Annotated in this window: 19 protein-coding genes and 1 pseudogene; 8 read left to right on the top strand and 12 right to left on the bottom strand. The window is 63.2% G+C overall.

The annotated features are described in order from the left end of the window. Positions 1-12 precede the first annotated feature (12 nt). The 4 genes from P0D87_RS20135 to ptsP all read right to left on the bottom strand — a co-directional run bounded on the left by P0D87_RS20135 (position 13) and on the right by ptsP (position 5,783). Complete coding sequence (locus P0D87_RS20135) at positions 13-303, bottom strand: hypothetical protein (protein WP_053860014.1); 291 nt, start codon at positions 301-303, stop codon at positions 13-15. A 77-nt stretch (positions 304-380) separates the two neighbouring features. Next, positions 381-2,210 (bottom strand): PTS fructose-like transporter subunit IIB, encoded by a 1,830-nt coding sequence (locus P0D87_RS20140; RefSeq protein ID WP_053860015.1) that lies wholly within the window; start codon positions 2,208-2,210, stop codon positions 381-383. 13 nt (positions 2,211-2,223) lie between these two features. Then, positions 2,224-3,279, bottom strand: coding sequence for a 1-phosphofructokinase family hexose kinase (locus P0D87_RS20145; RefSeq protein ID WP_053860016.1), 1,056 nt, complete (start codon positions 3,277-3,279; stop codon positions 2,224-2,226). Continuing rightward, positions 3,276-5,783 carry a phosphoenolpyruvate--protein phosphotransferase gene (gene ptsP / locus P0D87_RS20150; RefSeq protein WP_053860017.1) on the bottom strand — a complete coding sequence of 836 codons (2,508 nt, stop codon included), beginning with the start codon at positions 5,781-5,783 and terminating at the stop codon, positions 3,276-3,278. The genes P0D87_RS20145 and ptsP overlap by 4 nt, the downstream gene beginning before the upstream one ends. A 227-nt stretch (positions 5,784-6,010) precedes the next feature. Between ptsP and P0D87_RS20155 the strand changes: the two genes are divergently transcribed. After that, entirely contained in the window at positions 6,011-7,003 is a 993-nt protein-coding gene (locus tag P0D87_RS20155; RefSeq protein WP_006049536.1) for a LacI family DNA-binding transcriptional regulator, read from the top strand. A 156-nt stretch (positions 7,004-7,159) separates the two neighbouring features. Continuing rightward, a complete protein-coding gene (locus P0D87_RS20160) occupies positions 7,160-7,552 on the top strand; it encodes a response regulator (RefSeq protein WP_006049535.1) in 393 nt (130 codons plus the stop codon). A 255-nt stretch (positions 7,553-7,807) separates the two neighbouring features. On the opposite strand, the gene P0D87_RS20165 is transcribed toward P0D87_RS20160, so the two are convergent. Next, positions 7,808-8,263 (bottom strand): hypothetical protein, encoded by a 456-nt coding sequence (locus P0D87_RS20165; RefSeq protein WP_408637009.1) that lies wholly within the window; start codon positions 8,261-8,263, stop codon positions 7,808-7,810. Positions 8,264-8,637: 374 nt separating this feature from the next. Between P0D87_RS20165 and P0D87_RS20170 the strand changes: the two genes are divergently transcribed. Next, entirely contained in the window at positions 8,638-9,069 is a 432-nt protein-coding gene (locus P0D87_RS20170; protein ID WP_006049533.1) for a phasin family protein, read from the top strand. Positions 9,070-9,241: 172 nt separating this feature from the next. Beyond that, positions 9,242-9,571 (top strand): annotated as a pseudogene (locus P0D87_RS20175) (DUF3443 family protein); the annotation flags it as partial. Between the two features lie 78 nt (positions 9,572-9,649). Here the strand turns inward: P0D87_RS20175 and P0D87_RS20180 are convergent. Further along, positions 9,650-11,497 (bottom strand): adhesin, encoded by a 1,848-nt coding sequence (locus P0D87_RS20180; RefSeq protein WP_053860812.1) that lies wholly within the window; start codon positions 11,495-11,497, stop codon positions 9,650-9,652. Positions 11,498-11,734: 237 nt separating this feature from the next. Further along, the gene (locus P0D87_RS20185) at positions 11,735-12,826 is read right to left on the bottom strand and encodes a zinc-binding metallopeptidase family protein (protein ID WP_053860813.1); all 1,092 of its coding nucleotides are present in this window, start codon (positions 12,824-12,826) and stop codon (positions 11,735-11,737) included. Positions 12,827-13,021: 195 nt separating this feature from the next. Here P0D87_RS20185 and P0D87_RS20190 point away from each other — a divergent pair, with 195 nt between their 5' ends. Beyond that, complete coding sequence (locus P0D87_RS20190) at positions 13,022-13,567, top strand: DUF488 domain-containing protein (protein ID WP_006049529.1); 546 nt, start codon at positions 13,022-13,024, stop codon at positions 13,565-13,567. A gap of 29 nt (positions 13,568-13,596) precedes the next feature. Here the strand turns inward: P0D87_RS20190 and P0D87_RS20195 are convergent, their stop codons facing one another. The 3 genes from P0D87_RS20195 to P0D87_RS20205 form a co-directional block, all read right to left on the bottom strand. Next, positions 13,597-15,396, bottom strand: coding sequence for a chloride channel protein (locus P0D87_RS20195; protein WP_053860020.1), 1,800 nt, complete (start codon positions 15,394-15,396; stop codon positions 13,597-13,599). A 2-nt stretch (positions 15,397-15,398) separates the two neighbouring features. Then, positions 15,399-15,815 (bottom strand): MarR family winged helix-turn-helix transcriptional regulator, encoded by a 417-nt coding sequence (locus P0D87_RS20200; protein WP_006049527.1) that lies wholly within the window; start codon positions 15,813-15,815, stop codon positions 15,399-15,401. Positions 15,816-15,908: 93 nt separating this feature from the next. After that, positions 15,909-17,075: an HPP family protein gene (locus tag P0D87_RS20205; RefSeq protein ID WP_171800035.1), complete on the bottom strand. Its 1,167-nt coding sequence runs from the start codon at positions 17,073-17,075 to the stop codon at positions 15,909-15,911. A 302-nt stretch (positions 17,076-17,377) separates the two neighbouring features. Here P0D87_RS20205 and P0D87_RS20210 point away from each other — a divergent pair, with 302 nt between their 5' ends. Beyond that, positions 17,378-17,695 (top strand): DUF1840 domain-containing protein, encoded by a 318-nt coding sequence (locus P0D87_RS20210; protein WP_006049525.1) that lies wholly within the window; start codon positions 17,378-17,380, stop codon positions 17,693-17,695. Between the two features lie 50 nt (positions 17,696-17,745). Here the strand turns inward: P0D87_RS20210 and P0D87_RS20215 are convergent, their stop codons facing one another. Continuing rightward, positions 17,746-17,931: a hypothetical protein gene (locus P0D87_RS20215; protein ID WP_006049524.1), complete on the bottom strand. Its 186-nt coding sequence runs from the start codon at positions 17,929-17,931 to the stop codon at positions 17,746-17,748. A gap of 202 nt (positions 17,932-18,133) precedes the next feature. On the opposite strand from P0D87_RS20215, the gene P0D87_RS20220 reads away from it, so the two are divergent. Beyond that, positions 18,134-18,652 carry a universal stress protein gene (locus P0D87_RS20220; RefSeq protein ID WP_053860022.1) on the top strand — a complete coding sequence of 173 codons (519 nt, stop codon included), beginning with the start codon at positions 18,134-18,136 and terminating at the stop codon, positions 18,650-18,652. 4 nt (positions 18,653-18,656) lie between these two features. Here P0D87_RS20220 and P0D87_RS20225 read toward each other — a convergent pair whose 3' ends face one another. Then, the gene (locus tag P0D87_RS20225; RefSeq protein ID WP_053860023.1) at positions 18,657-20,003 is read right to left on the bottom strand and encodes a class I SAM-dependent methyltransferase; all 1,347 of its coding nucleotides are present in this window, start codon (positions 20,001-20,003) and stop codon (positions 18,657-18,659) included. 231 nt (positions 20,004-20,234) lie between these two features. Here P0D87_RS20225 and P0D87_RS20230 point away from each other — a divergent pair, with 231 nt between their 5' ends. After that, positions 20,235-21,128 carry a transporter substrate-binding domain-containing protein gene (locus tag P0D87_RS20230; RefSeq protein ID WP_053860024.1) on the top strand — a complete coding sequence of 298 codons (894 nt, stop codon included), beginning with the start codon at positions 20,235-20,237 and terminating at the stop codon, positions 21,126-21,128. The last annotated feature ends 7 nt before the right edge of the window (positions 21,129-21,135 follow it).

Consider the following 21,135-nt stretch of genomic DNA (forward strand, 5'->3'; position numbering starts at 1 on the left):
CTCGCATACGGGCTAATGCGCCGACGGCTTATGCAGGGACTGCGCGTGCGCATAGGCCGGATGCCAGCCGCCGAGCAGACGGTCGACCGCTTCGCGCGCATCGCGCAGGGCGTTGGTCAGCAATTCATGCGAGGTGTCAGTCGAATACGCAGTCGTGTCGCAACGCGTATCGACGGTAAGCATGCGCTCGCCGAGCTTTCGCGTAATCGTGCGTTGCAGGCGAATGCGTTGCATGTCGTCGGCGGGAAGGGCTTCGATCAGCAGGTCGAAGCCGCGATAAGTTTCGCTGAGGCGTTGCGTCATATCGTGCCGTCCCGTGTCACGCACGCTTTGCCGTCGAGGCGAATGGACCCTCGCGACGTTCACGGCGTTCGCGCCGCTCACGCCGCCACCTGAACCGGCCGCTTCAGCACACCGACCGCGAGCGCCGTGACGACGGTGCCCACCGCGATCGCCAGCACATACATGCCGAGATGCGTGACCGCGTTCGGAATCGGCAGCACGAAGATGCCGCCGTGCGGCACTTTCAGATCGACCGCCGACGCCATCGAAATCGCGCCCGTGATCGCCGAGCCGATCACGCACGCCGGAATGATCCGCATCGGATCGCGCGCGGCGAACGGAATTGCGCCTTCGGTGATGAACGCCATGCCGAGCACCGCGGCCGCGTTGCCCGCTTCGCGCTCGTCGGCGACGAAGCGGTTGCGGAAAATCCACGTCGCGAGCGCGATGCCGAGCGGCGGCGTCATGCCCGCGGCCATCGCCGCCGCCATCGGCGTGTAGACCTGGCTTGCGATCAAACCGGTGCTGAACGCATACGCGGCCTTGTTGACCGGGCCGCCCATGTCGAAGGCCATCATCGCGCCGAGCAGCAGGCCGAGCGTGACGGCGCTGCCGGTTTGCATCGAGCGAAGCCAGTTTTCGAGGCCGTGCAGCGCGGTCGCGACGGGCGTGCCGACCACGTAGATCATCAGCAGACCGACGACGAGCGTCGAGACTAGCGGGATGATGAGCACCGGCTTGAGACCCTCCAGGTTGCGATGCAGCTTGAGCTTGCGGCTGATCAGCAACGCCGTGTAGCCCGCGAGAAAGCCCGAAATGATGCCGCCGAGAAAACCCGCGCCGAGGCTGGCGGCAAGCATGCCGCCGACCATGCCGGGCGTGATGCCCGGACGGTCCGCGATCGAATACGCGATGTAGCCCGACAGCACCGGCACCATCAGCGCAAACGCGGACTTTGCGCCGATCTGGAACAGCGCCCACGCCAGCGTGCCTTTGTGCGCGTCGTCGAATGCGTAGATGCCGCCGAGCGCGAACGAAATCGCGATCAGCAGGCCGCCCGCCACCACGAACGGCAACATGAACGACACGCCGGTCATCAGATGCCGGTACGGTCCCGACGCTTTCGCCGAGCGCTGCTTCTTCGCTGCGGCGACCTGATCGGCGAGCGCGCCGCCCGCCGCCGATTGACCGTTTGCGCTTGCGCTTGCTTGCGAAGCGGGCGCGTTGCCATCGACGGACGCTTCGGCAATCGCACGTTCGATCAACGCCGCGCCTTTGCCGATCGCGCCCTTCGTGCCGGTTTCGTAGATGGGCTTGCCGCGAAAGCGGCTTTTGTCGACTTGCGTATCGGCGGCGATGACGACGAGGTCGGCTGCGGCGATCTGTTCGTCGCTCAGCGTGTTTTGCGCGCCGACCGAGCCCTGCGTTTCGACGTGAATCTCGTGACCGAGCGACTTCGCGCCTTGCGCCAATCCTTCGGCGGCCATGAAGGTGTGCGCGATGCCCGTCGGACACGATGTGATCGCAACGATTTTCAGCGCGCGTGGCGAGGCTTGCGGGCCTTGCGCGGCGTGTGCATTGCCTGCGCCTTGCGCCGTATTCGAAGCCACATTCGCGCCCGCGTTCGCCGCGACGCGTGCGAGCACCGCATCGGCTTCGCGGATCGCGTCGTCGAGCGACACGCGGTGAATCGTCTTGCCCGCAAACGGCGTTTCGTCGATGCGCTCATCGGCGTCCGCGGCGATCAGTACCGCTTGCGCCGCGTCGATCTGCGCCGCATTCAACGGATGCTGAACGCCGAGCGCACTGCGCGTTTCGACGGCGAGCGAAGCGCCGCGTCTTTGCGCCGCGCGGTTCAAGGCCTGCGCCGCGACCATCGGCGACGCGCTCTGTTGCGGGGACGATACCAGTCCAATCAGCTTGTCCATTGCTCTTCCTGGCTTACACGGCTTGATGTTGGATCACGCGCAGCGGATTCGCGGCGACGCTGAAGGTGCCCAATTCGACTTGCGCGGCGAGCGCGTCGAGCGTCGCGCGATCCGGCAGATGCGGACCGACGCGCGCGAGCTTGCCCGCGGCGAACGCGGTGGCGCGCCGGCCGACCTCGTGCCACGGACGCTTTTCCGCGAGACTCGCGACGAGCCCTGCGACGAGCGCGTCGCCGGCACCGACGGTGCTTGCCACCGGCACGCGCAGCGGCGCGGCGCGCCAGCCTTCATAGGCTCCGGCACTTGCCGCTGCTTGGGAGTGCGCTTGCGAAGAATGCGCTTCGGATTGCAGGCGCGTCACGCCGAGCGCACCACGCTCGCCGAGCGAAACGACCACGTACTTGACGCCGCGTTCGGCCAGCTCGCAAGCGGCCTCGATCAACGCGTCGTCGTCGGCGAGCGAACGGTCGAGCGCGGCTTCCAGTTCCGCGCGATTCGGCTTGACGAGATCCGGCAGCGCGCCGGGCTCGTTCGCCGCGAGCGCGTCGGCGAGCGGCGCGCCGCTCGTGTCGAGCGCGACCTGCGCGCCCGCCGCGTGCAATGCGCGCGTGAGCCGCCGATAGAACGACACGTCCACGCCCGGCGGCAAGCTGCCCGCCAGCACGAACCAGCGGCCCGGCGCGGCGAGTTCGATCACGCGCCGTTCCAGTGCGTCGACGTCGGCCGCGTTCGGCAGCGAGGTCGCGAGATTGATGTCGGTGGTTTGATCGCGTGCGGTATCGACCAGCTTCACGTTAATGCGCGGACGCCCCGCGATTCGCACGAAGCGGTCGACGATCTGCTTGTCGGCGAACATCGCGTCGAACGCGGTTGCGTCGTCGCGACCGAGCAGGCCCGTGACGATGGTCGCGATGCCGTAGTCGGCGAGACAGCCCGCGACATTCACGCCCTTGCCGCCCGCGTTGAATTCGAGCGATGCCGCGAGATTGACCTCGCCGAGCGCGAGATTCGCGACGCGCACGGTCTGATCGAGCGCCGGGTTCGGCGTGACGGTGACGACCGTGTTCATGCGGCCGCCTTGATCTCGGTGGCTTCGAGCGCGCGAACCGCGTCGACGTCCTCGCAATCCAGCGCGCGGCGCGCGAGCGCCTGCAATGCGTCGAGACGCGACGCGCGCAGCCGCGACTTCACGGCGGGAATGTCGCGCGAGCTCATCGACAGTTCATCGACGCCCAAGCCCGCGAGAATCGACGCGCCGAGCGGATCGCCCGCAAGGCCGCCGCATACACCGACCCACTTGCGATGACGCCGCGCGCCGTCGACGGTCTGCTTGATCATGCGCAGCACGGCGGGATGCAGGCTCTCGGCCATGCGCGCGAGTTCGGGATGTTCGCGGTCGACGGCGAGCACGTATTGCGTCAGATCGTTCGTGCCGATCGAAAAGAAGTCGACGAGCGCGGCGAAGTGATCGGCAAACGCGGCCGCCGACGGCGTCTCGACCATGATGCCGAGCGGCACCTTCGGCGCGTCGAGTTCGGCGCGCACGGTTTCCGCGAGCGCGAGCGCCTGGCGCGCTTCGTCCAGCGTGGAGACCATCGGGAACATGATCCACAGCGGGCCTGTTTTGGCCGCGCGATAGAGCGCGCGCAACTGCGGCACGAACAGATCGGGACGGCGCAGGCACAGACGCAGCCCGCGCACGCCGAGAAACGGATTCGATTCGTGCGGCAGATTCAGATACGGCACCTGCTTGTCGCCGCCGATGTCGAGCGTGCGAATGATCAGATGACGTCCGCCGCTTGCTTCGACCATGCGCCGATAGCAGTCGTACTGTTCGTCCTCGCTCGGCGCATCGTGACGTTCGAGAAACAGGAACTCCGTGCGCATCAGGCCGACGCCGTCCGCGCCGTTCGCGATCGCGTCGCGCACCTGATCCGGACGCGTGATGTTCGCGCCGATTTCGAGCACGTGGCCGTCGAGCGTCGCGGCGGGAAGCGCGCGATTTGCCGCGGCGCGTCGAGCCTGCTCCGCGAGTTCGGCTTGCGTTTGACGCGCTCGCTCGAGGTCGCGCGCCGACACGCCGGCATACAGACGGCCGCTCGTGCCGTCGAGCACGGCGGCGCTGCCGTCCTGGATGTTCATCAACGCTGCGCCGCACGCGACCGCCGCCGGCACGCCGAGCGTGCGCGCGAGAATCGCGGTGTGCGAGGTCGGGCCGCCCGACACCGTGCAGAAGCCGAGCGTGACGGCGGGGTCGAGCATCGCCGTGTCCGATGGCGTGAGATCTTCGGCGATCAGGATGGCGGGCGTGTCGAAGCGCGTGTCTGCCGCGACGTTTTCGCCGAGGTGCTTGAGCACGCGCCGCGCGACGTCGCGCAGATCGGTCGCGCGCGACGCAAGCAGCGGATCGGGCAATGCGGCGAGGCGCGCGGCCTGACGTTCGGCGGCCTGATGCCACGACCACGCAACGCCGTGTCCGTCGAGCAGCAGGCGTGCGGCTTCGGCGAGCAAGTCGGTGTCGTTGAGCAGTTCGCGGTGCGCCGCGAAGATCGCGCCTTCTTCCGCGCCGAGGCGTGCGGTCGTGTCGCGTGTGAGCGCGTCGAGTTCGCCGGCGGTATGGCGCAATGCTGTGTCGAGCCGCTGCGTCGCTTCGACGGTTTCTTGCGGTTGGTCCTGAATGTCGAGCTGCGCGGTGCGCATCACGCGGATCGGACCGATGGAAAAGCCGGGCCCGGCGCTGACGCCTTCGAACACCGTCGCCGGATCGGCCGGTTCCCACGACACCGGCTGCGCTTTCTGCCGACGTGCGCGCGCCGCGGCGGCGCGCTCGTGCTCTTCGGCGGACAGCGCCTCGATGGTGCGCTTGAGGGCCGTGAGCGCGTCGGCGGCGTCCACGCCTTGCGCCGACAGCACCAGTTGCGCGTTCGCGGTCGCGCCGAGCTGCAACAGGCTGACGAGATTTTTCGGATCGGCGGCGAGCTTGCCGTTGCGCACGCGCAAGGCGGCCTGATAGCGCTTCGCCGTGGCCACCCATGCGCTTGCCGGCCGCGCGTGCAGCCCGTGCGGATAGTCGAGCACCAGTTCCACGCGCTGCGCGAAATCGGCGGGCGTACTGTCGACGACGCTCGTCACCGGATCGACTGAGGCGCCGTTGAGCGCATCGACGATCAGACCCGGATCGCGTGCGTCGATGAGCGCGCGCAGCTTGTCCGCGTCGCCGATCAGACGCGTGAGGCGTTGCAGCAGCGCGATGTGTTCGTCCGACTGAGCGGCAATCGCGACGACCAGGTTGGCGCGCTCGCCGTCGTGCCACTCGACGCCCTCGGGCAATTGCAGCACCGCGACGCCGGTGCGCCGGATCAGATGGCGGTCTTCCTGCATGCCGTGCGGAATGGCGACGCCGCTGCCCAGATACGTATTCGAGACTGTTTCGCGAGCGTGAAGACTGTCGACGTAGCCGGGCTCGATATAGCCGGCCGCGGCCAGCAGTTCGCCCGCCTGTACGATCGCGTCGTGTTTCGAACTGGCCCGTGCGTTCAATCGAACCAGCTCCGCGGTAAGCAGCGACGGCATCGCGTCTCCTGAAATCGAATCGTTGAAGTGGGTGTTATTGGAATCGATACCACTTTGTCCGTCAAGCGTTGCCCGCAAGCGGCATAGTTCACTTGAAATGGCATGAACGCAGGTAGAATGGCTCGAAAGAGCCGAGCAGCCTGTGTCCGGCGACAGCGGGCAAATGCCGAGGTCGTCGGGCAATCCAGGGAAAATACCGAGCGATTCGAGGAATCGATACCACTTTCATGAATCTACGAATCAAGGATGTTGCGCAAGCCGCCGGCGTGTCGGTCACGACGGTTTCGCGCGTGCTGTCGAACAATGGGCCGGTGCGCGATGCGGTGCGTCAGCGCGTGCTGGGCGCGATCGAGCAATTGGGTTATCGGCCGAACGCGGCGGCGCGGCGTCTGCGTTCCGGCGATACGGCGACCATCGGCCTGATCGTATCGGACGTGCGCAATCCGTTTTTCACCGAAGTCAGCCGCGCCGTCGAAGACGCCGCCTATCAGCAGGGCTTGCGCGTGATCCTCTGCAACACGGACGAAAACGCCGAGAAAGAGGCCATGTATCTGCGGCTGATGGAAGAGGAGCGCGTCACGGGTTGCATCTATTCGCCGACGCACGACGCGGCGCAGCGTTTCAAGGCGCAGGCCTATGACTTTCCCGTGGTGATGATCGACCGCGCCGGGCCGGCGGGCAGCGCGGATGCCGTCGTGCTCGATAACCGCGACGCGGCGGCGCGCCTCGTCGAGCATCTGGTGGGGCGCGGCTACCGGCGCATCGCCGGGCTATTCGGCAACGCGAGCACCACGGGCCGCGAGCGTCACGATGGTTTTGCGCACGCGCTTGGCCGACACGGTTTGCCGGTGCTGGCGGAATTCGTCGAACCGAACCCGGCGAGCGCGCTCGAGCATGTCGGCGCGTGGCTCGCGCGCGACGCGGATACGCGGCCCGATGCGATTGTCGCGAGCAACGGGCTGTTGCTGCTCGGCGCGTATCGCGAGATGCGCGCGCGCGGCGTAACGCCTGGAACCGACATCGCGCTCGCCGGTTTCGACAACGACGCGTGGACCGACCTCGTCACGCCGGGCATCACCGTCGTCGCGCAGCCGGTGTATGAGATCGGCAAGATCGCCATGCAATTGCTTACCCAGCGTCTCGCCGATCCTTCCATGTCCACACGTTCGCTCGTGCTGCCTGGCGATCTCGTGGTTCGCGGGTCCACCGCGGCGCGCTAGCGCTTCGCGCTTCACCGGCCACGTTCATGGTGGCGCTCATGCCGAGCTAACGGCCATTTGGTATGCCACTTGCTGGATCGCGATGGTTTTTCTCTCGCCAATCGCTATTACATGTCAGCAACAACGAGTACCTGTCAAAGGTGGAGCGCCCGCCAAGTGCGGGTATTACACGAGGTGCCGCGTGTCCTCGTGGTCGACGACAACGAGGATGCGGCCGAAGCGCTCGCGACGTATCTATCGTATGAAGGTGTGGAAGCGCGCTCGGCGAACGGCTGTGACGAGGCGCTCGCGTGCGTGAAAGACTGGGTGCCCGACGTGGTCGTGCTCGACATCATGATGCCGGGGCGCGACGGCTACGAAACAGCAAGCGCGCTGCGCAGCTATCTGCCCACGCCGAGCCTCGGCATTGTTGCGTTCACTTCGCTCGATGAGGAACACGTGCGGGAGACCGGCCGCGGCCGACACAATTTCGACGGCTATTGTCAGAAGGGCACAGCGCCTAACGTGCTGCTCGCCTTGATGCGCACGCTGTGGCGCGAGAGAAACTGAGCATGCGATCGATCAGTGCAAGGCGAGCGTGACGATGCAGCACAGCACGAACACCAGCAACCCGGCGGCGACGGCCACATCGACTGGATAGCGCATGCTTCACCCGCACTGACGTTTAAACAGTCCTTATCCTAATCAACAGAGGGAAGACGAAAAAGCGGCCAGTGAACAGCAATGTGGGAGAACCAACGCTGCGCGAAGAACGTCGGCGCGAGCGTGTTTGCGGTAGCGCTTCCAGTTGCCGATGCGTGTTTGCTAGGGCTTGCTTTGCGGCGCGCGGTCGAATGGCGGCCGCGGCATCTTGTCGATTGCCGCGAGGTCTTCCGACAGGCTCGTGCGCAACGTGGCGATTGCCTGCTCGGGATTGGCGGGCTTCAACTGCTCGCGCGCGAGCGAGTCGTACACGTAGTGGCGCAGCATCGGATCCTGCGTCCTGTTCAGCACGTCGTGATAGACCGCGACGATGTCGCCCGGCCGTCCGCTCAGCGCATACAGGCGGCGCAACTGTTCGAGATCGTTGACGACTGCGAAGCCGGGACCCATCGGGCCGATTGGACCGGCGGGCTCCATCGCGGCATGCGGTCCATGCGGCGCATCGCCTTGCGCGTGCGCGGGCGGCGGCGCGTTTTCTTCTGCCGATGCGGTTGTTGCCGCGACTGCGGCGAGGTTTATCGCGGCGGCCAGCGCCGCGCCAAATATCTGTTTTTTCATCACGTCGCTCCCATTCGACAAATGCCGGCGCGACAGTGCGCCGGTTCATCGAAAAGATAGACGAGACACCGTCGCCGCGGGTTACGAACGCGTGTCCGCACACTTACGAACTCTTGCTGCCGATGCGCGTGTGCATGCGGATGGAGACGCGCCGCGAAGAACTTCGCACGGCGCGTGGAACGGCGCATGCGCTGGCGCAATGACGTCGGATGGCGCATGATGGACGCAATGTGCCGTCCGACCCCGCAACCGCGCAGCGCGGCCGCAGGGGCGCGGCGCACCGGGAGCGCCTGCGTGTGTGTCTGTGTTTGCGTCGCGTGAATCATGCGGCGCAGCGCCGCCGGCGATCGTTCAACCGTAAAGGAGGATTTCGCATGGACCGACCTGATACCGCCAATCCGTTTGGCGATTTCACCAAAATGCTCGAGCAGTTCAAGCTGCCCGGCTTCGACGTGCCCGCCATCATGGAAGCACGGCGCAAGGACGTCGAAGCACTGGTTCAGGCGAATCAGACTGCGTTTCAAGGCATGCAGTCGCTCGCGCAGAAACAGGCGGAGATGTTGCGCACGACGCTGGCCGAGTTGCAATCGCTGACGACGCAACTATCGGCAAGCGGCAGCACGCCTTCGCCAAAAACCGCGGAGCTGATCCAGCAAAGCCTGCACAAGTCGCTCGCGGACATGCAGCAGCTCGCGCAGGCGGCGTATCAGACGCAAGCGGAGTCGTATGCGGTGATCGCAAAACGCGTCGAAGAAAACGTGCAGGAATTGCGCTCGCTTTTGCAGCAGCAACAGCAGAAGACGTAATTGCCCAGTAGTCTGCCGCTCGCGGACGGCTGATGCCGTTCGCAAGCCAGGCCGCGGAAGGTCGTCGAAATCCGGCGAACCTTTCGCGGCTTTTTCATGTGCCGCGCTCGTCGTTGCTCGTTTAAAGCGGCGGAAATTTCAGCGCGCGCTTACATCGCTCGCTTCGCTGCGCGCCACGGGGCTCTTTTTCGGAAGCAGCGTGTTGCCGGTTTGCGCGAGTCCGAACAACGCGTATTACTGCCCGTCTTCGACACAGCAGTTGAGCGCGATGATCGAAGGCGCGAACGGCGCGACGAGCGCGGTGAATTTCAGCGTGGCCAATGCGAATACGGTTGCGCAAACCTATGCCGGCGATTCCGCGTTGCCGCTGCTGGCAGGGCCCGCTTTCGTGACATCGTCGATTTTCGATTGGGGCTTGCCGTTCTTCTATGGACGCAACGTGTACGCCGCCATCGAGCAGCAGGCCACACCGAGCGGCGCCGGGCCTTACGTCGCGTATTGAACCGTTGCGAGAGCCCGCCAATAAGAAAAGTCACACCGGCTTATAGGCCGGTGTGGCTCTCGTTTGACCTGCTGTTCTTTATTGCTTGTCCAACTCTTGTAGCAGCTTGAGTACGGATTTGCCGAATGCCTGCGGGCGGCCCTTAAAGATCCGCTCGACGGCTTTATCTTCGATCAGCCGCCGGCGCAGCGCTTCCCGTTCGTCGTGCTGTTCTGCGAGACGTGCCGCGGCTTTCACGTATTCGTCTTTGGAGTAGGTCGTGAGCCAGTCTGGCAGACCCGCGCGCTCGAAAAGTCCGCGGTCGATATGTTCGAAGACTTCCGGCCCGCAAAGATTGACGCCCGGCAGACCCATCGTGAATGAATCGACGATACCGTTGGTGTTGCCGAACGGGAAGGGACTCACGAACATGTCCAGGCCGTTCAGTACTTTCAGATAGTTCGGATAGGAGAGCGAGCCGTACACGTCCACGTCGGATTCGGGCAGCGTTGCGTGAATCGATTTCCTGACGTAGGCCAGATCGATGCTCTCGCTCCAGGCGGTCATGAAGTGGAAGTGCACCGGCACGCGCGCTGTCTGCACGATCGCTTTACATGTCTCGAGAAAGTCCGGGTTGATTTTCATGGCGCTTGCCGTCACGCCGATATGCACGACGTCGCGACGTTCGGGAACGGATGCCGTGATGGGCGTCAGCAGTTTTGAAGGCACATACGGCTGTCCATCCTTCGGAAGACGAAGCAACTTCTCGCTGAAGCACGCCGGGTCGCCCACAAAATCGTCTTCAACACTCACATAGTCGATGTGCGCGGAATGCATGGTCGCGGGATGGCCGAGTCCGGCAATCTGCAATGGAGCAACGCGCAAGTTCGATAGAAAGATGGTGTGCGCGAACATGCCGACGCTCGGCATATACAGCACGTCGGGCCGTTCGCGCTCGGCGAATTCCTGAATCTGCCGAATGCAGTCGCCGATAAACTCCGGATGCTCGAACTCGATGAAACGGTCGAAAACCGCGCGGCCGGTTTCGTCCACGTGCTGATCTTCGCCGAACGCGACGACTTCGAAATGTTCGCGTGCCGCGAGCATGGTGCGCGAATGCGTCCGGTAAATAGAATGGCCGCCGGAAAACCATTCGAGCACGACAAGCATGATTGGCTTACGTCCTTTAACTGGCCTATGGGTAACGCTGGATTCAGGTCCCAACAACTCGAGGGTCTCCAGCTTTTTGCGTACCAGACGACTGATGCTGCGCTTGAGCTCATGCCGCTTCGGCGAAGTCGAATAGCTGCAGTGCATATACGAGCCGAAAACCGCGTTGGCCGGCAGATCGTCCAGGTCTTCCACCAAGTCGACCTTTCCCGGAAGCCATTCGAGCAGACGTTCGCGCTTGTCGTGCGCGGCGGGCGAGATATGTACCGCAGCACTGACGATTGAAATGGCGAGACTCGTCGCAAGCACGGGGTCGCACTTGTGAAGTTCCTCGAAATCGATGTCGTACTTCGAGCCGGACGTGTAGAGCACGAGTTGCTTGCGGGTCAATACGTCGCGAGCCGTGGCGTCGTCGCTGTCACGCGACGTCTCGAGCAGTTTCTCGACGATGTGGTCCGTCGAACCGTACGAACTCACCGCGAAAATCATATCGATCCAGGAACGGCCGCAGAACATGACGTTGATCCTGTCGGCGTCAAGCGCGTATTCCGGTGCCGAGAGCAGCGCAGTGAAGGCGTCCGCGATGCGCTGCAGCGTTTGCCGCGCGGCTTCGTCGTCGGCGGGATTCGGGCGGTTTTTCGCAAAGCGCTCGATACCGAGCCCGCCGCGATTTTGCCGCAGGGTGTCCAGCAGTGCGGCGAACTCTTCATGCGCGGCGTCGTAGTCGCCGGCGTGGACCTGGGATTCGAAACGATCGAGGGAAAATTGTGTGCTCATGGCCGTGGTCAGTAGTGAGCGGCTTGCGGTGTTCTGCGCGGCCGTCGTAATCAATGGAAAACGCGAGCGGCGGAAATGCGGGCAGCCTGGATCAGACTGCGACGCATGTCTCGTCGGCTAAATACGATTTTCAGAGATTTGAGCGGGCAGGTATCTAGGAGCAGTCTTATTTTTGAGACGGAACTCCTGGACGACTCCTGCAGGCCGGCGCGGCTGTGAGCGCGGACTCCGGCGCTGCTAGTGCTGTGCTGGCGGCGAAGCCGGCGATTTGTCCCCCGCTTCCGCGATCACTCGATGCACGAAGCGCAGTTTGTCCACGACGGGCGCGGCCAACGCGAATGGATAGCCGTCCGGCATGCCGAGGCTGCGATTCAGGCCGTTCAAGGCGTAGGTGAGCGGAAACCAGCGCTTCATGAGCGTATCGAAGCTCGCGTTTTCAACGGGCGTGCGGTCAGTCAGCGTGGGCTCGCGCGGATCGTCGGAAAGCAGCGCGATGCCATACGCGGTCGAGGTGTCGAGCACGTCGACGATCATCAGATAATGCGCCCATGTCTCCGCCCAATCTTCCCAGGGATGCATCGTTGCATACGCACTGATGTACGACGCCTGCCAGTCGGCCGGCGCGCCGACACGATAGTAGGCGTCGAGTGCGTCACCGTAATTCGCGCGCTCGTCGCCGAAAAGCTCGCGGAACGCTGGGAGCCAGCGTGGGTTGTTCTCTATCAGCCGGCTGAAATAGTAGTGCCCGGTTTCGTGGCGGAAGTGGCCGAGCAGCGTGCGATACGGTTCGCCCATCGCAGTGCGGACTTTCTCGCGATGAGCGTCGTCGGCCTCGGCGATGTTGAGCGTGATAAGCCCGTTGTCGTGGCCTGTCATCACACGCGAACCGTCGCCACTGTCTTCGAGAAATTCGAACGCGAGACCTTGTTGCGGATCTTGCCGGCGCGATTTGACGTCGAGACCGAGTTCGGCAAGCGTGTAAAGCAGCCGCCGTTTCGCCACTTCCAGACGATACCAGTAGAGCCGGTTATCCGGCGTGCTGAGATTCGGAATGGTGCGCGTCAGTTGGCAGGCGCGGCACAGCGTGTCGGGCGAATCGGCCGGAATCATCCAGTTGCAGACGTTTTCCACCGCGTAGTTGTGGCATTGCTTGTAAAGCGCACCGTCCGCTTGGGGATGCAGGCTGCGCCAGCGCGCTTCGCCCGCATCTTCAAACGCGCTGATTGCACGCAGTTGCGGCAGATAGCCGAGCAGTGCCGCGCAGCGTTCACAGCGGACGTTTTCGAAGAACACTCGTTGCGAGCAGCGGTTGCAGTGGAACGTTTTCATGACGAAGCTCGAGCGGTGAGTGGCCTGAAGTGCCAGTAAGAAGCCTGGGCTTTGCGCAATGTCCGTGCCGCGTTTCGCTGACGTCGCCGGTTTCGGGCATGGCTGATGCGTGCTGAATGTGCAGCGAGTCAGGTAATCGGCCAACGCCTTGCTGGCAATATAATCCTTTGCATACTGCGAAGTCACGAGGTGATCATGACGCGGCCGTTTTTCACGATCGGGCATTCCACGCGCGCGCTTTCCGAGTTCATCGGTCTGCTGGAAAATTCGGACGTCGAAGTATTAGTCGACGTGCGCAGCATTCCGCGTTCGCGAACGAACCCGCAGTTTAACCGCGATACGTTGCCGGAGTCGCTGGCGCCGGCTCATATCGACTACGTGCATCTGGAGGAACTGGGTGGGCGGCGCGGCCGCCGCAAGGACGAAGGTCCGTCTGTGAACGACTACTGGACGCATCCCGCGTTTCGTAACTACGCCGATTACGCAATGACGGACGCTTTTCAGAAGGGCCTGGCGGAACTGCGGGAACTGGGGCATCGCCGACGTTGCGCGATCATGTGCTCCGAAGCAGTCTGGTGGCGTTGCCACCGGCGCATCATTACCGATTACCTGCTGATGCACGGCGAACCGGTGTGCCACATCTTGAGCGCGCAGCACGTTGACACCGCAACCATCACGCCGGCTGCACAGGCGCAGCCTGACGGCCTGCTGATCTATCGTGCGGATTCCGCTTCGCATTGAAGCGGAATCGTTGCGCTAGCCGGTTGCGCTTAGCCGGCCTTGCCGATAGGAGCGAAGCGGCGTTTCGCGCGCGTCGGCGTCAGACGACGGAACCGCTCTTTCTTGTGCTCTTCTTCGAAGTAAGTGAGCGACGGCTTGACGAGATCGCTGCGCGAGACGATGCCAACAAGACGCATGGACTTCGAATCCGCCACGACGGGCAGCCGTTCGAGGCTGTGCACAGCAAGTCTCGTTGCAACCAGTCGACACGTTTCGGTCGGCAACGCGAACACCGGCGAGCGCCGGTCGAAGACACTCTCCACGTTCATGGCAGTCCGCAAATCAGGGTTCTCATCGCGGAACTGTTCGAGCAATGCGCGATCGGCCACGCCGATTACCGCGCCTTCACGCACGACGGGATACGCGCGGCGAGTCTGCTTCGCGCCGAAGAAGGTGTCGAGCGCCGCGCCGACTGTCATGCCGGCATCGATCGAGTCGACCGAGGCGGTCATCACTTCATCCACGTGATGGCGCTCGAGCGGATCGACGCCGTACTCACGGTAGATGTGATAGCCGCGCCGCGCGATTTTTTCCGTCATGATCGAGCGGCGCATGGTCACCGTGGCGAAGCCGTGCGCGACGAGCGTTGCAGTGAGCAGCGGCAGCAGCGCATTGCTGTCGTGGGTGAGCCCGAAAGCGAACACGATTGCGGTGAGCGGCGCGCCGAGCGTGGCGCCGAGCGTCGCGGCCATGCACACGAGCGGCCACAACGCAGGCTCATTGCCCGGCAGCCAGTGCGAGAGGACGGTGCCGAGCCCCGCGCCGAGCATCAGCAGCGGGGCGAGCACGCCGCCGGACGTGCCGGAACCGAGCGCGACGACCCACATGACGGCCTTCACCGCGAGCAGCACGATTGCGATCTGCAACGCGATGTGCTGATGCAGCAGATCGCCGATCACGTCATAGCCCACGCCCAGCGCGCGCGGTTCGAGCCATCCGCCGATACCGACGACGATGCCGCCGAGCGCGGGCCACCACATCCAGTGAATCGGCAGTTTGCCGAAAAGATCTTCGGTCTTGTAGAGCGAGGCGGACAGTGCCGACGCCAGCGCACCGGACAAAAGCCCTGCAATCAGGCAGGAAAATAGCGACCAGCCATCGGGCGCGGCTGTTTCGAGCGGGAAGAGCGGACCCGTGCCGAAGAATGCCGCGCGAGCAAAACCGGCCACCGCGCAGGCCACAGCGACCGGCAGGAAACTGCGCGGCCGCCATTCGAACAGCAGCAATTCGACCGCCAGCAGCACGGCCGCCAGCGGCGTGCCGAACACGGCGGTCATGCCCGCGGCGGCGCCTGCGACGAGCAGCGTCTTGCGTTCCGCCGCCGTGACCTTGAAGCATTGCGCGATCAGCGAACCGAGCGCGCCGCCCGTCATGATGATCGGCCCCTCGGCGCCGAACGGACCGCCGCTGCCGATCACTATGCCCGACGACAGCGGCTTGAGCACCGCCACTTTCGGCGACATCCGGCTCTTGCCGAAGAGAATGGCTTCGATTGCCTCGGGAATGCCATGACCGCGGATTTTCTCCGAGCCGAAGCGCGCCATCAATCCGACAATCAGTCCACCGACTACCGGCACGCCAATGACCCAACCGCCCAGGCTGTTATGCGCCGGCGAATGTTCGGCGAATGACAGCGTGCCGAAGAAGAACAGGTTCGTGAACAGATGAATCAGATTGAGCAGCACGAATGCTGCCAGCGTACTGACCGCGCCGATGCACGCAGCGAGCGCGAAGATGCCTGGCAGCCGTGCGTTCGCGGAGAAGTCGCGCTTGTGGGAGTCCATGGTCATAGTTAGTCGAGGTCGATCTGGGGAACCTGGAACGCGCCTTTCAGCGATTTCAGCTCGGCGCGGTGCAGTTCCGCGAGTCTCGCAAGCACCCGCTCACCGGCTTTTTCAATGTGCACTTCAACCTGGCGGCGGTCGGTCTCGCTAGTCCGGCGGCGCACGAGCTCGAGCGCCTCGCAACGCGACACCAGCGCGACGACGCCGTGATGTTGAGCCTGAAGCCGCTCGGCCAGTTCGCCGACCGTTGCCCAGTCGCGCTCCGGATAGCCCTTGATGTGCAGCAGCAACAGATACTGCAGCGGCGTAATGCCTTCGCTCTGCGCGGCCTGTTCCGAGAACCGCTCGAAGCGCCGCATCTGATAGCGGAACTCCGACAGTTGCTCAAAGTCGGCTTTGCGCAGCCCGCGAGCCCGTTCTTTCATTGTTCGTCTGCCTGCTTGAAGAAGACAAAAATTATATCACAAAATGATGTAATCGACCGGTGCTATTCGTCTGCCGATAGCTTGCCGCAATCCTTAGGCGGCCTGCTGCGCCTTCACCACGGTCTGACGATAAAGACCGGAAATCAGATCGACTTGCGTAATCATGCCGACTACATGTCCGGCGGCATCGAGTACAGGAATATGGTGGTGCCCGTAGTCCGCGAACATCGGCACGAGGTCCGTTATCGGCGCATTCACTTTGACGGTGCACACGTCGGTCGTCATCACGCTGCCCACGGTCGGCGCACGCAGTGCATCGCCGCGCAGCCAACCGTCGAAATAGGCGACGAACGGCACGAACTGGCCAAAGATTCTTTTATCGACGAGGTCGGCACGCGTCACGATGCCGACCAGCGTGTGGTCCGCGTCGATCACGGGCAGGGCTTTGACCTTGTTGCGCTTGAGCAGCGCCCAGGCGGCGACCGCGCGCGTCGCCGCCGATACCGACACGACGTGGCGCGACATGATGTTCTCGCAGGTCAACTCGTTAAAGCTGCGCGAGAAGGCCTGAAGCTGCGTTTCGCGCAGCAGCGATTCGAGGTCGTCCGGATCGATGTCGAGCATTTCGCTGCGCCGCCTGAGCACCGCTTCCAGGTCGGCGCGCGTGAAGCCGGCGCGCGACGACGCGTCGGCCGCACTGCCCGGCGCGCTGCGTGCCGCGCGCACCGAATGCGGATAGCGGTGGCCCGTCGCCGCGTGATAGGCGATCGCGGCGGCCAGCAACGCGGCGGATTGCACGGCGATCGGCTCGAGCACGAAGCGGTAGCCGAGCGCATGAATTGCCGGCCCGCCGAGCACGGCGGTCAAAGCGACCGCGCCCGAGGGCGGATGCACGCAGCGAAGCGCGAACATGCCGCATATCGCCAGCGCGACTGCCAGCGCGGCCGCGAGTGTCGGGTCGGCAATCACGTTAGCGCAGGTCACGCCGATCGTCGCCGAAACCAGATTTCCGCCGATGATCGACCACGGCTGCGCCAGCGGACTTGCCGGCACCGCGAATAGCAGCACGGCCGAAGCGCCCATCGGCGCAACCAGCAGCGGAATGTTCGCGCCGGGTCCGAACAGCAGGTACATCGAGCCGCCGGTGAACGCGATGCCGATCAGCGCGCCCAGACAGGAACGCGCGCGCTCCTGCCATCGCACTGTGACTGGTACGGGGACGAAGCTGGACAGCCAGCGCAGGACGAGAGAGCGGGACAAGGTGCGAAAAAGGCGAGTGAGTGGATTGTGCTGGAGTGCGACGATACCAGGGAAACCCCGGGCAACGCGAATACCGTCTGGTCATGATTATATTTCAATATGATATAAACGGCCCGCACGCCGACGGACGATGACCGGTTCCGATTCAGCAGGGCAGCGTATCAGTACGGCGTTGGGCTCCATTCGCCAGCCGCGCTAGCGGCGCGATTTCACCTGTCATTTAAGTCACATTGTGATATAAATTGGACGAACGCCTAACCGGCACTCAACCGCGCCGCGTGCGTATGCGAAAAGGAGCCATCATGCTGATCACTTTTCAATCCAGTGCGTCACCTGATGTGGTGATGCTTCGCGACCTCGCCCAATATCTATTGGGGCTGATCGGTAAGCGTCTGAATGAGCGGGGCGTGATCATGCACGACGAATTGCCCGCCGCGATTAACCGCCTGGAATCGGCCATTACCGAAGACGCCAGCGCCGAAGTCGCGCTCGAGGCGTTGCATCGCTCGCCTGGCAATCGGCGTGAGCCGAGCAATGGGCTTTCGCAACGTGCATGGCCATTTCTGGATATGTTGCGCGAGGCGCGCAAACGCGGCGCGGACATTATCTGGGGGCTGTAACCCCCGCCGTGCCGACGCGTTCTTCAGATGTTGCGGCCGCGTTTATCGGCTCAGGTGAATAGCGGCACGGCTTCGATCAGCGCGAAGCCGACTAGCGCTCCGACCGTCGCGCCTATGAGCCGGGGATGCAGTCTCTGCAGGTGCAGCGTGTCGAGCAGCGCGCCGATCAGAATGATGCCGAGCAGCGCAAAGGCGACCAGCAGAAAGCCGATTTCGAAATCGTTGCCAATGATCATTTGATCCTCCCACGGAAAGCGCGACCGGCATCGACAACATGTTGCGCAGATCACGCTCGCCTTTATTATATGTCATATTATGATGTATCAGGCGATGAGTAGTTGAAGGCCGTGCACAGCAGCGTTGCGGTCTACCTCGCTTATGCCGCAAAGCGGCATATACTGAATTGCGCAGGTTCGTTTTCCTTAGAGGAGGAACGACATGTCGGCCTTCAACCGCATTCTTCTCTGTTATGACGGGACCCGCGAAGGGCAGCACGCGCTTGCGGACGGTGCCCGTCTCGCGCAAGAACTCGCGGCGCAAGTGCATGTGCTCTCTGTCATCGACAATTCCGCGTGGGTGCAAGGCGCGGATATTACGTCGGCGATACCGGTGGATATGATTAACGATTCGGTCAAAAGCGTGCTAGACGAGGGCTTGAAAAAGCTGGCCGCCAAGGGCATTCACGCGACCGGGCACTTTGCGATCGGCGATCCGCTCGATCAGATTCCTTACTTCGCCAAAGAACTGAACGTCGATCTGATTGTCGTGGGACATCATCGGGCCGGCCGGCTCGCACGGTGGTGGGGCGGCAGAACCGATGGCCTGTTGCTCGACAGGGTGAGTTGCAGCGTGCTCGTCACGATGGGGCCGGAAACCGAATCGGCCGCGGAATCAGCCTCGGAATCACGCGGTGCCGCGAGTCCCGGCGAAACGACGTCTCCAGTCGAGCATTCGTGACGCCTCAATCGATCTGCTCGCCGCCGTTCGCGTGTTCCAGTTCATTCACCCGATCGATCGCGGCGTTGCGGGCATACATGTACGTGCGATTGAATGGATAGTCGCTGCGGGTCCACGGCAGGCGGCCGGCCGATTCGTCGTGTATTGTCGCCGGCTCTGCGGGACGCGATGCAACGATCTGAAACAGCGACGTCCAGCCGCGTTCGAATCCCATTGCCGACCCGGCGAGATAAAGCCGGTAGGCGCGAATGATCTTTTCCGCGTGCTCGCCGAGAATGCGGCGCGCTTCGTCGATATGCGCGTCGAGCGCATCGGCCCAATGCCAGAGCGTGCGCGCGTAATGCGGGCGCAGGCATTCTGCGTCGACCGCTTCGAGATTGCCGCGCGTCATCGCATCCATCATGACGCTCACGTGTACGAGCTGGCCGCCGGGGAAAATATATCGGTCGATGAAATCGCCCATGCCTCCGCCGACTTCTCCGTTTTCCACGCCGCCGGCGGTAATGCTGTGATTCATCATAAGACCGCCGGGCCGGAGCAGTCGCCGCATCTTGGCAAAGTACAAAGGCAGGTTAGGGCGGCCGACGTGTTCGCACATGCCGACCGAAGCGATCTTGTCAAAGGGCGCGGATTCGTCGACGTCGCGATAGTCCTGCAGCAGCATCGTGACGCGCCCTTGCAGTCCCTTTTCCTCGATGAGCCGGCTGACGTACGCATGCTGGTTCTTCGACAGCGTAATGCCGGTAGCGGCAACACCGTAGTGTTCCGCGGCCCACAGCAACAGCGCGCCCCAGCCCGCGCCCACGTCGAGAAAACGTTCGCCGGAGCGCAGCATCAGTTTCTTGCAGATGTGATCGAGCTTTGCCTTCTGTGCGTCGGCAAGCGACATATCCGGTGAAGAAAAGTAGGCGCACGAATACACGCGCAGCGGATCGAGCCACAGCGCGTAAAAGTCATCGGAGATGTCGTAATGGTGCTGAATCTGCGCGGCGTCTTTTGCACGGCTATGATGCGTGCGCTCCCACACGGCGCGTCGCGTGCGGCTCACGCGATCGAGCAGCCATCCATGCGATTCGTGCGTAGGGTCGCCGCGCAGCAAAGCCGGCGCGGCGGCCATCAGGTCGTGCATGTCGCCTTCGATTTCCAGCCGGCCTTCCACATAGTCTTCCGCGAGCCGCCCGATCGCGCCCTGCCGCAGGTGCAGCAGCGCCCGCATGTCGCGAATCTCAAACGACAGACGCGCCTCTCGCGCGCCGATACGATGGCCGTCGGGCAGCGCGACGGCGCAGGGCACCGGCATGCCGGCTATCTGCTGTTCTGCGGGCGAACGCAAAAGGCTCCAGAGCGTCATGGCGTCGACTCCTCGTGAGAACTTTCGTGTTTCTGGGAAGCATCATTCGTGCCGCGACAAACGAGCCAAGCAACGCTGTATAAGCAATCGAAAACGTTGACATAGCAACCAGCGCATTCGCTATTAGCCCGCCTTTCCCCTCATTGCAAAGCTTTCATTGCAGTGACAGGATGCTTACATGCAGGGCGTCGATGCGGACGCCCCGCGCATTTCATCAGACGTCGACACATCATGCAGCGCAGGGACTTTGTACTCGCAGCGTTAGGCACGGCCGGCATGCTCGGCCGCCCGCCCACCATGTCGACAGCCGACTTCGAGATCGTGTATCCGCGAATCCGCACTGGCGGCGAGGTGCACGCGGCATTCGCACTCGCGGTATTGGATCTGGCCATGAAGACGGCCAACGTCACCTACTCGATTCGTCAGGCCGATGTCGCGATGGAGCGCCGCCGCGCGTTAGCCGAATTGGCCGACGGCAATTCGATCAATCTTCTTTGGACGAGTATGGACAGGCGCGCCGAAAGCGGCCTGAACGTGGTTCCTATTCCGGTGAATCGCGGCTTGATCGGTTATCGCCTCTTCGTCATAAGAAAAGACCGGCAAGCCCAATTCGACCGCGTTCAAAACCTCGCCGATCTGCGGCAGTTGACGGCCGGCCAAGGGCTCGGCTGGGTCGACACCGACATTCTGCTCGACGCCGGTTTGAAGGTCGAAACATCGAGCACCGACACGCTCTTCGCGATGACGCGCGCCGGGCGAATAGATTATTACCCTAGGGGACTCATCGAGGCATTCCCCGAAATCGAAGCGCACAATCGGATCGACCCTGAATTGACGGTGGAAAAACGTTTGCTATTGAAGTACCGGTCCGACTTTCTCTTTTATGTCGCTCGCCGGAATCCGGCTTTGGCATCGACAATCGAGCGCGGCTTCATGGCGGCTTATAAAAACGGCTCGTATATGCGGCTTTTCAATGCGCATCCGTACATTCAGGGTGCGTTGGCGCAGGCCGACTTGCGCGAGCGGACAGTGATTGAACTGGAGAATCGCTATCTTTCCGCAGCAGACCGAAAGATTCCGGAAGAGTACTGGATGCAGTGGCCAATTGTGGCGCGCAACCGCTAGGGCAATG

It is taken from the genome of Paraburkholderia sp. RL17-368-BIF-A (assembly GCF_046054045.1).
Taxonomy (GTDB): Bacteria; Pseudomonadota; Gammaproteobacteria; order Burkholderiales; family Burkholderiaceae; genus Paraburkholderia; species Paraburkholderia graminis.

Excerpts from the sequence above, each read along its gene's own strand:
- P0D87_RS20135 (WP_053860014.1), bottom strand. The coding sequence starts at position 303 with ATGACGCAACGCCTCAGCGAAACTTATCGCGGCTTCGACCTGCTGATC.
- P0D87_RS20140 (WP_053860015.1), bottom strand. The coding sequence starts at position 2,210 with ATGGACAAGCTGATTGGACTGGTATCGTCCCCGCAACAGAGCGCGTCG.
- P0D87_RS20145 (WP_053860016.1), bottom strand. The coding sequence starts at position 3,279 with ATGAACACGGTCGTCACCGTCACGCCGAACCCGGCGCTCGATCAGACC.
- ptsP (WP_053860017.1), bottom strand. The coding sequence starts at position 5,783 with ATGCCGTCGCTGCTTACCGCGGAGCTGGTTCGATTGAACGCACGGGCC.
- P0D87_RS20155 (WP_006049536.1), top strand. The coding sequence starts at position 6,011 with ATGAATCTACGAATCAAGGATGTTGCGCAAGCCGCCGGCGTGTCGGTC.
- P0D87_RS20165 (WP_408637009.1), bottom strand. The coding sequence starts at position 8,263 with ATGAAAAAACAGATATTTGGCGCGGCGCTGGCCGCCGCGATAAACCTC.
- P0D87_RS20170 (WP_006049533.1), top strand. The coding sequence starts at position 8,638 with ATGGACCGACCTGATACCGCCAATCCGTTTGGCGATTTCACCAAAATG.
- P0D87_RS20180 (WP_053860812.1), bottom strand. The coding sequence starts at position 11,497 with ATGAGCACACAATTTTCCCTCGATCGTTTCGAATCCCAGGTCCACGCC.
- P0D87_RS20185 (WP_053860813.1), bottom strand. The coding sequence starts at position 12,826 with ATGAAAACGTTCCACTGCAACCGCTGCTCGCAACGAGTGTTCTTCGAA.
- P0D87_RS20190 (WP_006049529.1), top strand. The coding sequence starts at position 13,022 with ATGACGCGGCCGTTTTTCACGATCGGGCATTCCACGCGCGCGCTTTCC.
- P0D87_RS20195 (WP_053860020.1), bottom strand. The coding sequence starts at position 15,396 with ATGACCATGGACTCCCACAAGCGCGACTTCTCCGCGAACGCACGGCTG.
- P0D87_RS20200 (WP_006049527.1), bottom strand. The coding sequence starts at position 15,815 with ATGAAAGAACGGGCTCGCGGGCTGCGCAAAGCCGACTTTGAGCAACTG.
- P0D87_RS20210 (WP_006049525.1), top strand. The coding sequence starts at position 17,378 with ATGCTGATCACTTTTCAATCCAGTGCGTCACCTGATGTGGTGATGCTT.
- P0D87_RS20215 (WP_006049524.1), bottom strand. The coding sequence starts at position 17,931 with ATGATCATTGGCAACGATTTCGAAATCGGCTTTCTGCTGGTCGCCTTT.
- P0D87_RS20220 (WP_053860022.1), top strand. The coding sequence starts at position 18,134 with ATGTCGGCCTTCAACCGCATTCTTCTCTGTTATGACGGGACCCGCGAA.
- P0D87_RS20225 (WP_053860023.1), bottom strand. The coding sequence starts at position 20,003 with ATGACGCTCTGGAGCCTTTTGCGTTCGCCCGCAGAACAGCAGATAGCC.
- P0D87_RS20230 (WP_053860024.1), top strand. The coding sequence starts at position 20,235 with ATGCAGCGCAGGGACTTTGTACTCGCAGCGTTAGGCACGGCCGGCATG.